This is a genomic window from Pseudacidovorax sp. RU35E, from assembly GCF_900156165.1.
Taxonomy (GTDB): domain Bacteria; phylum Pseudomonadota; class Gammaproteobacteria; order Burkholderiales; family Burkholderiaceae_C; genus Xenophilus.
In genome coordinates this window covers 267,763-280,980 of record NZ_FTMY01000003.1, presented here as the reverse complement: position 1 = coordinate 280,980, position 13,218 = coordinate 267,763, and the positions used below count along the sequence as shown (strand labels likewise).

The 13,218-nt window shown below is 70.5% G+C and carries 10 protein-coding genes; 6 read left to right on the top strand and 4 right to left on the bottom strand.

Features of this window, described 5'->3' with window-relative positions; all coding sequences use genetic code 11:
• Positions 1–113 precede the first annotated feature (113 nt).
• From BXA03_RS06845 to leuS, 4 genes are all read right to left on the bottom strand, one after another.
• Positions 114–881 carry a 5'-methylthioadenosine/adenosylhomocysteine nucleosidase gene (locus BXA03_RS06845; RefSeq protein ID WP_076505402.1) on the bottom strand — a complete coding sequence of 256 codons (768 nt, stop codon included), beginning with the start codon at positions 879–881 and terminating at the stop codon, positions 114–116.
• 52 nt (positions 882–933) lie between these two features.
• A complete protein-coding gene (gene holA, locus BXA03_RS06840) occupies positions 934–1,980 on the bottom strand; it encodes a DNA polymerase III subunit delta (protein WP_076505400.1) in 1,047 nt (348 codons plus the stop codon).
• Between the two features lie 13 nt (positions 1,981–1,993).
• Complete coding sequence (gene lptE, locus BXA03_RS06835) at positions 1,994–2,419, bottom strand: LPS-assembly lipoprotein LptE (RefSeq protein ID WP_234983617.1); 426 nt, start codon at positions 2,417–2,419, stop codon at positions 1,994–1,996.
• Positions 2,420–2,553: 134 nt separating this feature from the next.
• On the bottom strand, positions 2,554–5,214 hold the full coding sequence (gene leuS, locus BXA03_RS06830) for a leucine--tRNA ligase (RefSeq protein ID WP_076505396.1): 2,661 nt from the start codon (positions 5,212–5,214) through the stop codon (positions 2,554–2,556).
• Between the two features lie 210 nt (positions 5,215–5,424).
• Between leuS and glgB the strand changes: the two genes are divergently transcribed.
• From glgB to glgA, 6 genes are read left to right on the top strand one after another with little or no spacing between them, the layout of a single operon-like run.
• The gene (glgB, locus tag BXA03_RS06825) at positions 5,425–7,593 is read left to right on the top strand and encodes a 1,4-alpha-glucan branching protein GlgB (protein ID WP_076505394.1); all 2,169 of its coding nucleotides are present in this window, start codon (positions 5,425–5,427) and stop codon (positions 7,591–7,593) included.
• Positions 7,586–8,107 (top strand): zeta toxin family protein, encoded by a 522-nt coding sequence (locus tag BXA03_RS06820; RefSeq protein ID WP_076505392.1) that lies wholly within the window; start codon positions 7,586–7,588, stop codon positions 8,105–8,107. The genes glgB and BXA03_RS06820 overlap by 8 nt, the downstream gene beginning before the upstream one ends.
• Positions 8,104–8,289, top strand: a complete 186-nt coding sequence (locus BXA03_RS06815; RefSeq protein WP_076505390.1) for a hypothetical protein — start codon at positions 8,104–8,106, stop codon at positions 8,287–8,289. Before BXA03_RS06820 ends, BXA03_RS06815 begins: the two co-directional genes overlap by 4 nt.
• Before the next feature lie 8 nt (positions 8,290–8,297).
• Positions 8,298–10,337 carry a glycogen debranching protein GlgX gene (glgX, locus tag BXA03_RS06810; RefSeq protein ID WP_076505388.1) on the top strand — a complete coding sequence of 680 codons (2,040 nt, stop codon included), beginning with the start codon at positions 8,298–8,300 and terminating at the stop codon, positions 10,335–10,337.
• A 57-nt stretch (positions 10,338–10,394) separates the two neighbouring features.
• Positions 10,395–11,714, top strand: a complete 1,320-nt coding sequence (glgC, locus tag BXA03_RS06805; protein ID WP_076505385.1) for a glucose-1-phosphate adenylyltransferase — start codon at positions 10,395–10,397, stop codon at positions 11,712–11,714.
• Positions 11,714–13,189 (top strand): glycogen synthase GlgA, encoded by a 1,476-nt coding sequence (gene glgA / locus BXA03_RS06800; RefSeq protein WP_076505382.1) that lies wholly within the window; start codon positions 11,714–11,716, stop codon positions 13,187–13,189. The genes glgC and glgA overlap by 1 nt, the downstream gene beginning before the upstream one ends.
• Positions 13,190–13,218: the final 29 nt, after the last annotated feature.

Below are 13,218 nucleotides of genomic sequence, written 5' to 3'. Positions count from 1 at the left end.
GGGCGAACTGCAAGCCGTCCACCGCAGGTGAGCCTATCGGCCGCAAGGCCGCATCCAAGCGGCCTGCGTCTTTCGCGGCTGTAGGACGGCCGCTGAGTCGCCTGCCGAAACGGTCAGAGCCGCGTCAGGGTCCGCCGCACGATGGCCGCGCTGAAGGGGCTGGCCACGCGACCCACGAAGCGGCCGAAGTCCGCATGGGCGGCGTCGTCGGCCCGGTCGGAGATGGTGCGCACCGCCGCGAAGGGCACGCCCCAGTCATGGCAGACCTGGGCCACGGCCGCGCCTTCCATCTCAACCGCCAACGCGTCGGGCAGGTCGGCGCGCAGCCTGGCACTCTCCGCCGCAGTGGCGACGAAGCGGTCGCCGCTCACGATGAGGCCCCGGTGCAGCCGCGCCTTCGTCATCGCGAACTCGGCCTGCACATCTGCCGGCAGGTGTGCCGGGAGTTCGGCAAGGACGTCCTGCGCCGCAGCAGCCAGGGCGTTGGCCAATGCGGCGTCGGCCGGAAACCGGGTCATGCCCGTCAGCGGCACCTCGTGGCGCGGAAAGAGCGGCGAAGCATCCATGTCGTGCTGCAGCAGATCGCGCGCCACCACCACGTCGCCCACCGCCACGCCTTCGGCCAGTCCACCCGCCACGCCGGTGAAGAGCACGGCCCGCACGCCATGGTGCGCGAGCAGCACGGTGGCCGTCGTGGCCGCTGCGACCTTGCCGATGCGCGAGAGCACCACGACCACCGGACGGCCTTCCAGATGACCGCGCCAGAACTGGCGACCCGCCAGGGTCTCGGGTCGCGCGTCCGGCATGGCGGCAAGCAGGGCGGCCAGCTCTTCCTGCATAGCGCCGACGATGGCGAGGGGGGCGTCGGATCGAACGCTCATCGGACGGGCTCCGGCGTCGTGCGCGCAGCCTCGAACATCCCCACGCAGCCCCTCATGCGCACAGCTTGGCCGTCATCAGCCCCAGCCGCTGCAGCGCCTGCCACGGGTCGGCCGGCCAGTCGGGCTGCTTGAGGCCCTTGACGATGCCATCGGTGACATGGGCCGCGCGCAGCAGGCGCGCCAGCGTGCGCGGCGTGAGGCGCGGCAGCACGCGCTCGAAGGCGCGCTCGCGCGGGCCCCAGATGCGGTTCTCGCGCAGGGCCATGGGCAGCGGCCGACCGGCGTCCATGGCGTCGCGCACGCGCTTGAGGGCGCGGATGTCCTCGGCCAGCGTGTAGTGCACCAGCACCGCAGCCTCGCCTTCGGCCTGCAGGCCGCCGAGCATGCGGGCCACGCGCGTCGCATTGCCCGAGAGCACCGCCTCGGACAGCTTGAACACGTCGTAGCGGGCCACGTTGTTGACGGCGGCCTCGATCTGCGCCCAGCCCAGTTCGCCCGCCGGGTACAGCAGCGCCAGCTTCTGGATCTCCTGGTGGGCCGCGAGCAGGTTGCCCTCCACCCGGTCGGCGAAGAACTGCAGCGTGCGCTGGCCTTCCTCGCCGGCCTTCACGCGCTGGCCCTGACGCGCCAGGCGCTGGGCGATCCACTGCGGCAGCGCGCCGCGCTCCACCGGGTCGACCTGCAGCGTGACGCCGTGCGACTCCAGGGCGCCGAACCAGGCGCCGCCCTTGGTCATCTTGTCCAGCCGCGGCAGGAACACCAGCGTCAGCGTCCCATCGCCGGCCGATGCACTCTCGCCGATCTGCTGCAGGGCGGTGCTGCCGTCCTTGCCGGGCTTGCCCGACGGGATGCGGATCTCGATGAGCTGCCGGTCGGCGAAGAGGCTGAGCGAGCCGCCCGCGGCCAGCACGCTGCTCCAGTCGAAGTGGGCGCCGGCCACGGTGAAGCTGCTGCGCTCGGTGTAGCCGGCCGCCCGGCCGGCCGCGCGGATGGCGTCGGCCGCCTCCTGCACCAGCAGGGGCTCGTCGCCGTGCACGGTGTAGAGGGTGCGCAGGCCCTTGGCCAGGTGCGCGTCGAGCTGGGCGGCAGCCAGTTGCATCGAGACGGAAGGATCAGGAAGCGGCGGGGAGCTTGGCCGCGGCCAGGCGGCGCACCAGCTGCTGGGCCATGTCCTGCATCATGTCGCGGTACAGGAAGTTCTGCTCCGCCTCCTTGGCCAGCACGGTGTTCTCGTTGTAGCTGATGTCGCGCGACAGGGTGAGCGGCGTCTTGGGGATGAGTTCGCGACCGTCCTTCGTGCGCAGGCGGTAGCTGATCTGCAGCGTGATCGACAGGTCGCGCGCCTGACCGGTGGAGTTGGTCGAGAGGATGGCGCTGCTGCGGGCTTCGTCGCCGAGCTCGCACACGGCCTCGGCCTCGGTCACCGGGTCGGTGTTGGCCAGCACCTTCAGGTCGCCCTGGCCGCGCAGCGCTCGGCGCAGCTCGGCGGCCACGCCAGGCACGCCGGTCACGGCGATGGAACGGAAGGGAAACTGCACGGCCCCGCGCATCCGGAATCCGCAGCCGGTCAGCAAGGCTGCGAGCGGCAGTACGGCGACGCCCGCCAGCAGACCCCGGCGCGAGACGTGCTGGGCCGGGTCCGAGGGGCGTCCGGCAGGGCGCGCGCCCGCCGTCATGCCACCACCACGTTGACCAGCCGGCCCGGGACCACGATCACGCGCTTGATGGACTGGCCATTCGCGTGCTTGGTGAAGGCCTCGCTGGCCACGGCCAGGGCCTCGATCTCGGCCTTGTCGGCGCCGGCGGGCACCACCACGGCGCCGCGCAGCTTGCCGTTGATCTGCAGCATGAGCTCGACCTCGTCCTGTGCCAGCGCGCCCTCGTCCACCACGGGCCACGGCGCATCGAGCAGCACGCCCTGCGCATCCGCAAAGCCGAGCTGCTTCCACAGCTGGTGCGTCAGGTGCGGCGTGACGGGGTAGAGCACGCGCAGCAGGATGCCGAAGCCCTCGCGCAGCGCGGCCACGCCGCCTTCCTCGGCCTCGGCCTTGAAGCCTTCGAGCGCATTGAGCAGCTTCATCGCGCCGGAGACGACGGTGTTGTATTGCATGCGCTGGTAGTCGTAGTCGACCTGGCGCAGCACGGTGTGCACCTCGCGGCGCAGGGCCTTGGCGGCCTTGCCGTAGGCTGCGCCATCGGCCGTGGCAGCCGGCATCGCGGCCAGCGCCTGGCCGAAGTTCCACACCCGGCGCAGGAAGCGGAAGCTGCCTTCCACCGCCGCGTCGTTCCACTCCAGCGTGGCCTCGGGCGGGGCTGTGAACATGGTGTACAGGCGCGCGGTGTCGGCGCCGTACTTCTCGATCAGCTCCTGCGGATCGACGCCGTTGCGCTCGCTCTTGCCCATCTTGCCGACGCCGCCGTACTCGACCACCGTGCCATCGGCCGTGGTGCCGCCGGTGATGCGGCCCTGGGCGTCCAGCGTGGGCGTGACCTCGGCGGGCGGGAAGTAGTCCTTGCCGCCCTTGGCATTGCGCTTGTAGTAGATGTGGTTGAGCACCATGCCCTGCGTGAGCAGGCGGGTGAAGGGCTCGTCGATCGTCACCAGGCCCAGGTCGCGCATGACCTTGGTCCAGAAGCGCGCGTACAGCAGGTGCAGGATGGCGTGCTCGATGCCGCCGATGTACTGGTCCATGCCACTGCCGCCAGCGGCATTGCCCTGACCCCGCATCCAGTAGCGGGCGCCGTCGGCCACCATGGCCTGGTCGTTGGCCGGGTCGCAGTAGCGCATGAAGTACCACGAGCTGTCCACGAAGGTGTCCATCGTGTCCGTCTCGCGGCGGGCCGGCTTGCCGCAGCTGGGGCAGGTGCAGGCCAGGAAGTCCTCGTGCTTGTTCAGCGGGTTGCCGCTGCCGTCGGGCACGCAGTCGGTGGGCAACACCACGGGCAGGTCCTGCTCGGGCACGGGCACCGGGCCGCAGTCGGGGCAGTGGATGATGGGGATCGGCGTGCCCCAGTAGCGCTGGCGGCTGATGCCCCAGTCGCGCAGGCGCCAGGTGGTCTTCTTGGCGCCCAGGCCCTTGTCTTCCAGCACGCGGGCCACGGCGTCCACCGCCTCGTGGTGGCGCATGCCGCTGAAGTTGTCGGAGTTGATCGTGACGCCGCGCTCCTTGTCGGCGTACCAGTCCTGCCACCGGTGGAAGTCGAAGTGCGGCTCGTCGTCCACCAGCACCACCTGCACGATCGGGATGCCGTACTTGTTGGCGAAGGCGAAGTCGCGCTCGTCGTGCGCCGGCACGCCCATCACGGCACCATCGCCGTAGCTCATCAGCACGTAGTTGCCGACCCAGACCGGCACCTGCTCGTCGGTGATCGGGTGCGTGACGGTCAGGCCCGTGGGCACGCCCTTCTTCTCCTGCGTGGCCAGTTCGGCCTCGGTGACGCCGCCGGCCTTGCATTCGGCGATGAAGGCGGCCACCTCCGGATCGCTCTGCGCCGCGTGCGTGGCCAGCGGATGCTCCGGCGCCACGGCGCAGAAGGTCACGCCCATGATGGTGTCGGCGCGCGTCGTGAAGACGTACATGCGGCCGTCCTGGATCGGGGCGCCATCCGCGCCGCGGATGTCGTGCGTGAAGGCGAAGCGCACGCCGCTGCTCTTGCCGATCCAGTTCTCCTGCATCAGCCGCACACGCTCGGGCCAGCCGGGCAGCTTGTGCTGCACGTGGTCGAGCAGCTCTTCGGCGTAGTCGGTGATCTTGAGGTAGTAGCCGGGGATCTCGCGCTTCTCGACCGGTGCGCCGGTGCGCCAGCCGCGGCCGTCGATCACCTGCTCGTTGGCCAGCACGGTCTGATCCACCGGGTCCCAGTTGACGACCTGGGTCTTGCGGTAGGCGATGCCCTTCTCGAGCATCTTCAGGAACAGCCACTGGTTCCACTTGTAGTAGCTGGGGTCGCAGGTGGCGACCTCGCGGCTCCAGTCGATGGCCAGGCCCATGGCCTGCAGCTGGCCCTTCATGTACGCGATGTTCTCGTACGTCCACTTGGCCGGCGGCACGCCGTTCTTGAGCGCCGCGTTCTCGGCCGGCAGGCCGAAGGCGTCCCAGCCCATGGGCATGAGCACGTTGTAGCCGCTCATGCGCAGGTAGCGCGCCAGCATGTCGTTGATGGTGTAGTTGCGCACATGGCCCATGTGCAGCTTGCCGCTGGGATACGGCAGCATGGAGCAGGCGTAGTACTTCTTCTTGCCCGCGACTTCGGTCACGCGGTAGGCATCGGCGGCGGTCCAGTCGGCCTGGGCGGCGGACTCGACTTCACTCGGTTGGTAGGTGGGATTCATGGGCTTGGCACAGGCACCCGGCGCAGGGCGGGCCGGGGATCGGCGATTATCAGGGCTCGGCGCCGGCCGCACGGGGTGGCCCGTTTCTCGCTTGCGGCGCGGATGCGCGACCACCGGGACCGGCCTGGCCTCCCGTCCCGCCGGACGGCCCAGGGTATTCGTTACATTTGGAACCCCTGCGGCGTCCTCTTCGCCTTCCCCCTTTTCCGAATGCTTTCCGACGGCGAAATCCAGTCCCTCATGCGGGCCGAGCATGGCGACCCCTTCGCCGTGCTCGGCCCGCACCGCGTGGCCGGCGCACTGCGCATTGCGGCCCTGCTGCCGGGGGCACATCAGGTCGCGGTGCTGCATGCGGCCTCCGGCGATCCGCTGGCGGTGCTGCAACGCCAGGGCGACTCGGATGTCTTCGCCGCCCTGGTGCCCGCCGCCCCGGCCGAACTGGGCTACCTGCTGCAGGTGCAGTGGGACGACGGCCACGCCTCCCGCCTGCACGATCCCTACCGCTTCGGGCCCGTGCTGTCCGACCTGGACGTGTGGCTGCTCGCCGAAGGCACGCACCTGCGGCCCTTCGAGGTGCTGGGCGCGCACCCACGTGTGCAGGCTGGCGTGCACGGAGTGGCCTTTGCCGTCTGGGCGCCGCATGCGCGCCGCGTGTCGGTGGTGGGCGACTTCAACACCTGGGACGGCCGCCGCCACCTGATGCGACGTCGCCCCGAATGCGGCGTGTGGGAGATCTTCGCGCCGCACGTGCAGCCGGGCGATGCCTACGAATTCGAGATCCTGGCCGCGGACGGGGCGCTGCTGCGCAAGGCCGACCCGTACGCCTTCGGCGCCCGCCTGCGGCCCGAGACGGCCAGCGTGGTGCGCGCGCTGCCGCCACCGGTACCACTGCCGCCCGAGCGCGCCGCCGCCAACCGGCGCGACGCGCCCATCAGCATCTACGAGGTGCACTTGGGCTCCTGGCGCCGCAAGAACGGCCATGAATGGCTCAGCTACCGTGAGCTGGCCGACACGCTGGTGCCCTATGCCGCCGGGCTGGGCTTCACCCATCTGGAGCTGCTGCCCGTCAGCGAACATCCCTTCGACGGCTCCTGGGGCTACCAGCCCATCGGCCTGTATGCGCCGACCTCGCGCTTCGGTGCGCCGGAGGACTTCCGCCATTTCGTGCAGGCCGCCCATGCCGCCGGGCTGGGCGTGATCCTGGACTGGGTGCCGGCGCACTTTCCCACCGACGCGCATGGCCTGGCGCGCTTCGACGGCACCGCCCTGTACGAGTACGAGGACCGGCGCGAGGGCTTCCACCGCGACTGGAACACGCTCATCTTCAATTACCGGCGCACCGAGGTCTGCAACTACCTGGTCGGCAATGCCCTGTACTGGCTGGAGCGCTTCGGCATCGACGGCCTGCGGGTGGACGCCGTGGCCTCCATGCTCTACCGCGACTACAGCCGCCCGCACGGCGAGTGGCTGCCCAACGAACACGGCGGCCGCGAGAACCTGGAAGCCATCGCCTTCCTGCGCCGCATGAACCAGGTGGTGGGAATCGAGCGGCCCGGCGCCGTCACCTTCGCGGAGGAGTCGACCAGCTTCCCGCGCGTCACCCAGCCACCCGAGGCGGGCGGCCTGGGCTTCCACTACAAGTGGAACATGGGCTGGATGAACGACACGCTGGCCTATGTTCACACCGATCCGCTGCACCGCCGCCACCAGCACCGGCAGATCACCTTCGGCCTGATGTACGCGCACAGCGAGAACTTCGTGCTGCCGCTCTCGCACGACGAGGTGGTGCACGGCAAGGGTCCGCTCATCGACAAGATGGCCGGCGGCGACGACTGGCAGCGCTTTGCCGGACTGCGGCTGCTGTACGGCTGGCAATGGGCCTATCCGGGCAAGAAGCTGCTGTTCATGGGCGGCGAGTTCGCCCAGACGCGCGAATGGAGCCACGACCGCGGCCTCGACTGGCAGTTGCTCGACCACGCGCCGCACCAGGGCGTGCAGCGCCTGGTGCGCGAGCTCAACCGGCTGTACCGCCACTTTCCGGCCCTGTTCGAGCAGGACTGCGAGCCGCAGGGCTTCGAATGGATGGTGCACGACGACGAGGCGCAGTCCGTCTTCGCCTTCTTGCGCCGCGCGAGCGACGGGGCCCTGCTGCTGGCCGTGGCCAACTTCACGCCCGTGGTGCGCCACGACTACCGTGTGGGCGTGCCCAGGGCCGGCGCCTGGCGCGAGGTGCTCAACACCGACAGCGAACTCTTCGGGGGCAGCGGCGTGGTCAACGGCATGGCCAACACGGTGCCCGAGCCGATGCACGGCCAGGACCAGCACCTGGCGATCAGCGTGCCTCCGCTGGCGGCGACGTGGTGGGTGGCCCATGGCTGAGCCCAAGATCGTCATCATTGCCGGCCCGAATGGAGCGGGAAAAACCACTTTCGCCCGCGCTTTCCTGCCACAGGAGGCGCAAGTGCTGCGTTTCATCAACGCGGACCTGATCGCAGCGGGGCTGTCGCCCTTCGCCCCTGAGGCCGCGGCCATTCGGGCCGGACGGCTGATGCTGGAAGAAATCGCCGGCTGTACCGAGCGCCGGGAGAGCTTCGCCTTCGAGACCACCCTTTCCGGGCTGGCATATCTGCGGCACATCCAGACTTGGCGGACGATGGGCTACCACGTCAATCTGTTCTTCCTGGCACTGCCCGACGCCGAACTCGCAGTCGCGCGCGTCGCGGAACGAGTGCGCCAGGGCGGACACCATATTCCCGATGAGGTGGTGCGCCGCCGATTCCAGGCAGGCCGTGACAATTTTGATCGGCGCTATCGTCAGGCGGTCGACGCCTGGGCGCTGTATGACAACTCGGGCGACGAGCCCACGCTGATCGACTGGGGAGAAGCACCATGAGCGCCAGACCCATTTCCCAAGCCAAGGACCGGGACCTGCCTGCCTCGCTGGCAGCCTTGCGGCGGGCTGCCGCAGCGGCGCGCGAGACCGCTGCGCGGACCGGAACTGCCGTTGTCGTGGTGCGCAACCAGAAGGTCGTGCGCCTGAGCGGCCCCGCACTAGGCCCCACCCGCGAGCACTGACCGGCCACATGCTGGCTGAAGGCCGTCCCTTTCCCCTCGGCGCCACGCTCCTGCCCGGCGGTGGTGTCAACTTCGCCCTCGTCGCACCGCGGGCCGAGGCGGTGGAGCTGTGCCTCTTCGACGCCACGGGTCGGCAGGAGCAGCAGCGCCTGGCGCTCACGCATTGCACCGACGGCGTCTGGCATGGCCTGCTGCCGGCGGCGCGCGCAGGGCTGGTCTACGGCTGGCGCGTGCATGGCCCCTGGGCGCCACACGAAGGCCATCGCTTCAACCCGGCCAAGCTGCTGCTCGACCCCTATGCCCGCGAGGTGGTCGGCCAGTACCGCGGCGAAGACCTGTTCCTGGGCCACGTCCCCGACCAGCCCGAGCAGCGCGACCCGCGCGACAACGCCGCCGTCGCGCTCAAGGCCCGGGTGACCGCCCCGCTGCCGCCGCTGGCCGTGGCGCGGCCGCGCATCGCGGCCACCGACCGCGTGCTCTACGAGCTGCATCCCAAAGGCCACACCATGCTCCATCCGGCGGTGCCGCCGGAGCACCGCGGCCGCTATGCCGGCCTGGCCGAGCCGGCGGTGCTCGACCATCTGCAGCGCCTGGGCGTGACCACGCTGAGCCTGATGCCCGTGCAGCACCGCGCCGACGAAGAGCGCCTGCAGAAGCTGGGCCTCGCCAATTACTGGGGCTACAGCCCCATCGGCTGGTTCGCGCCCGAGGCGCGCTACGCCAGCGAAGGCGGCAGTCCCTTGGCCGAGTTCCGCGCCCTTGCCGAGGCGGTGCATGCGCGCGGCATGGAGCTGGTGATCGACGTGGTGTTCAACCACAGCGCCGAGACCGACGAGCTGGGCCCCACGCTCTCGCTGCGCGGCATCGACAACGCCCTCTACTACCGTCTGCGCGCCGACGATCCGGCCTTCTACGAGAACTGGAGCGGCTGCGGCAACTGCCTGGACTTCTCCGAGCCGCGCGTGGTGCAGCTGGCCATGGACGCCCTGCGCCACTGGGTGACCGAGCTGGGCGTGGACGGCTTCCGCTTCGACCTGGGGCCCATGCTGGGCCGCGGCGTGGGCGGCGGCTTCGACGCCCGCGCGCCCTTCCTGGCCGCCTGCCTGCAGGACCCGGTGCTGTCTCAGGCGCTGCTCATCGCCGAGCCCTGGGACATCGGCCCCGGCGGCTACCAGCTGGGCGCCTTCCCGCCCGGCTGGCTGGAGTGGAACGACCGCTTCCGCGACACGCAGCGCGCCTTCTGGCTGCACCGCGCCGTGGGGCGTGGCGAGTTCGCCCACCGGCTCGCCGGCTCCAGCGGCGAGTTCCGCCACGACGGTCGGGCGCCCACGGCCAGCGTCAACTTCATCACCGCGCACGACGGCTTCAACCTGCGCGACCTGCTGAGTTACAACGAGCGCCACAACCTGGCCAACGGCGAGCAGGGTCGCGACGGCCATGCCCACAACCTGAGCCACAACCAGGGCGTGGAAGGCGACACCGACGATGCGGCCGTGCTGGCCCGCCGCCGGCGCCTCGCGCGCACCCTGATGGCGGCGCTGATGTGCGCCCAGGGCACGCCCATGCTGCTGGCCGGCGACGAGCTGGGCCACAGCCAGGGCGGCAACAACAACGCCTACTGCCAGGACAACACGACCACCTGGATCGACTGGACCCGCGCCGACGCCGCGCTGGTGGACTTCACCGCCCGTCTCACGGCGCTGCGCCGCCGGGCCGCGCCGCTGCGGCGCGGGCGCTGGTGGTCGGCCGAGCCGGCCGCGGGCGAGCCCCGCCTGCGCTGGCTGTCGCCCGAGGGCCGCGCGATGGAGCCGGCCGACTGGGAGCGTGGCCACGCCCATGCCATGGCCGTGCGCTTCGAGGGCGAGGCCCGCGACGGCGACTGGCTGCTGCTGATCAACGCCGGGGAGGCTCCGGCACCCTTCGTGCTTCCTTCCGGCGACTGGCACCTGCACCTGGCCACAGACGACGAGACATCCACTACACCGCGGCGCCTGTCGGCCCACGAGACGCTGCCGTGCGGCACGCTCTGGCTGGCCGGGCCCGCCTGACGACTGCTGCCTTTGCCTTCCAAAAGACCGACACCGACCCCACAGGAGACTCACGGGATGGACCATTCCCTCGAAACCCATCAGCTGGTGCGCCGAAGCATCGCCCTGGTCCTGGCCGGCGGCCGGGGCTCACGGCTCAAGCAACTGACCGACCGCCGCGCCAAGCCGGCCGTCTTCTTCGGCGGCAAGTTCCGCATCATCGATTTCGCGCTGTCCAACTGCATCAACTCCGGCATCCGCCGCGTGGCGGTGGTCACGCAGTACAAGTCCCATTCGCTCATGCGCCACCTGCAAAGCGGCTGGAGCTTCCTGCGCGCCGAGTTCGGCGAGATGGTCGAGGTGCTGCCCGCCCAGCAGCGCGTGAGCGAGGACCACTGGTACCGCGGCACGGCCGATGCGGTCTACCAGAACGCGGACATCATCCGCTCGCGCTCGCACCGGCACGACTACGTGGTGGTGCTGGCCGGCGACCACATCTACAAGATGGACTACTCCCTCATGCTGCGCGACCACGTGGCCAATGGCGGTGGCTGCACCGTCGGGTGCATCGAGGTGCCGCGCCAGGAAGCCACGGCCTTCGGTGTGATGGCAGTGGACGAGGCGCGACGGGTCACGGCCTTCATCGAGAAGCCCGCCGACCCGCCGCCGATGCCGGGCAAGCCCGACGTGGCGCTGGCCAGCATGGGCATCTACGTCTTCGATGCCGAGTACCTCTACCGCCTGCTCGAAGAGGATGCCGAGAACCCCGAATCCGAGCACGACTTCGGCAAGAACATCATTCCGCGGGCCGTGGCCGAGGGCCGGGCGCTGGCGCATCCTTTCGGCATGTCCTGCGTCAGCCGCACCAAGGACGTGGTGCCCTACTGGCGCGACGTGGGCACCATCGACGCCTTCTGGTCCGCCAACCTCGATCTGGCGTCCATCACCCCCGAGCTGGACATCTACGACGAGGACTGGCCGATCTGGACCTACCAGCGCCAGCTGCCGCCGGCCAAGTTCGTGCCCGACCGGGACGGCAACCCGGGGCAGGCCGTCAACATCATCGTGTCCGGCGGATGCATCGTCTCGGGCTCGGGCGTGCGCGACTCGGTGCTGTTCTCCGGCGTGCGGGTGCATTCGTTCTGCAACATCCAGGAGGCGGTGATCCTGCCCGATGTGACCATCGGCCGCGGCTGCAAGCTGCGCAAGGTGGTGATCGACCGGGCCTGCGTGCTGCCCGACGGGCTGATCGTGGGCGAGGATCCGGTGGCCGACGCCGAGCGCTTCGAGCGCACCGCCGAGGGCGTGGTGCTGATCACGCGCGAGATGCTGCGCCGCCTGGGCCTGCAGCAGCCGGCCCCCAATCTGCCCAGCCCCGCAAAGGCTGGCACGGCCTGATGCGCATCCTGCAAGTCAGCGCGGAACTCTTCCCGCTGCTCAAGACCGGTGGCCTCGCGGACGTGACGGGCGCTCTGCCGCTGGCCCTGGCCGCCGCCGGTGCCGATGCCCGCGTGCTGCTGCCCGCCTTTCCGGCCATCGCCGCCGGCGTGGCCGATGCCCGGCCGGTGGCAACCTTCCACGCGCCCTGGGGCGAGCCGGCCCTGCTGCGCTTCGGCTACATCGACGGCGGTGCCGGCCGGCTGCTGCCCACCTACCTGATCGATTCGCCGGGCCTCTACGACCGGCCTGGCAACCCGTACGAAGGCCCTGGCAAGCAGCCCTATGGCGACAACCATCGCCGCTTCGCGATGCTGGGCTGGGCCGCATCGCTGCTGGCCCAAGGGTTGGACCCGCTGTGGCGCCCCGAGCTGCTGCATGCGCACGACTGGCACGCCGGCCTGGCGCCGGCCTACCTGGCCTTCGCCCGCCAGCGCGGCCAGGGTGCGGACGTGCGCAGTGTCTTCACCATCCACAACCTGGCCTACCAGGGCCAGTTCGGCGGCTGGGCCTTTGCCGAACTGGGCCTGCCGCCCGAGGCCTTCCAGGTCGAAGGGCTGGAATACCACGGCGATGTCTCGTTCATGAAGGCGGGGCTGTACTACGCCGACCGCATCACCACCGTCAGCCCGACCTACGCCCAGGAGATCCAGACGCCCGAGCAGGGCTTCGGCCTCGACGGCCTGCTGCGTGCGCGCAGCGGTGCGCTGCACGGCATCCTCAATGCGGTCGACGAGACGGTCTGGAGCCCCGCCACCGACACCCACCTGGCGCAGCGCTTTTCCATGCCCGAGGGCCGGCGCATGGCGGGCAAGACCCGGTGCAAGGCGGCGCTGCAGCACGAGCTGGGCCTGGCGGTGGACGAGCGTGCACCGCTGTTCATCGTCGTCAGCCGACTGACCGAGCAGAAGGGCCTGCACCTGGTGCTGGGCGGCATCGACGCCCTGCTCGAACAGGGCGGCCAGCTGGCCGTGCTGGGCAGCGGCGATGCCTGGATGGAGCAGGCCTTCCGCGACCATGCCGCCGCGCAGCCCAAGCGCATCGCCGCCCGCATCGGCTACGACGAACCGCTGGCCCACCGCCTGTTCGGCGGCGCCGATGTGGTGATGGTGCCCTCGCGCTTCGAGCCCTGCGGCCTGACGCAGATGTACGGCCTGCGCTACGGCGCGCTGCCGCTGGTGCACCGCGTGGGCGGCCTGGCAGACACGGTGGTGGACTGTGCGCTCGAGAACATGGCCGAGGGCACGGCCACGGGCTTCGTCTTCGAACGCTTCGAGGGCGACGCCTTCGCCCGCGCCCTGCGCCGCGCCTTCGCCCTGTATGCGCGACCCGCCGACTGGCGCCGCGTGCGCGCCACCGCAATGCGTCGCCCGGCCGACTGGGGCACCGCCGCTGAGCACTATCTGACGGTCTACCAGGAGGCCCTGGCCCATTAAATGCTGGGGAACCTTCGGCGCCAGGCCCC

What these genes read in the sequence shown, in the direction of transcription:
- holA (WP_076505400.1), bottom strand. Translation starts at nt 1,980, where the DNA reads ATGCAACTGGCTGCCGCCCAGCTCGACGCGCACCTGGCCAAGGGCCTG.
- BXA03_RS06845 (WP_076505402.1), bottom strand. Translation starts at nt 881, where the DNA reads ATGAGCGTTCGATCCGACGCCCCCCTCGCCATCGTCGGCGCTATGCAG.
- glgA (WP_076505382.1), top strand. Translation starts at nt 11,714, where the DNA reads ATGCGCATCCTGCAAGTCAGCGCGGAACTCTTCCCGCTGCTCAAGACC.
- glgC (WP_076505385.1), top strand. Translation starts at nt 10,395, where the DNA reads ATGGACCATTCCCTCGAAACCCATCAGCTGGTGCGCCGAAGCATCGCC.
- leuS (WP_076505396.1), bottom strand. Translation starts at nt 5,214, where the DNA reads ATGAATCCCACCTACCAACCGAGTGAAGTCGAGTCCGCCGCCCAGGCC.
- BXA03_RS06820 (WP_076505392.1), top strand. Translation starts at nt 7,586, where the DNA reads ATGGCTGAGCCCAAGATCGTCATCATTGCCGGCCCGAATGGAGCGGGA.
- glgB (WP_076505394.1), top strand. Translation starts at nt 5,425, where the DNA reads ATGCTTTCCGACGGCGAAATCCAGTCCCTCATGCGGGCCGAGCATGGC.
- BXA03_RS06815 (WP_076505390.1), top strand. Translation starts at nt 8,104, where the DNA reads ATGAGCGCCAGACCCATTTCCCAAGCCAAGGACCGGGACCTGCCTGCC.
- glgX (WP_076505388.1), top strand. Translation starts at nt 8,298, where the DNA reads ATGCTGGCTGAAGGCCGTCCCTTTCCCCTCGGCGCCACGCTCCTGCCC.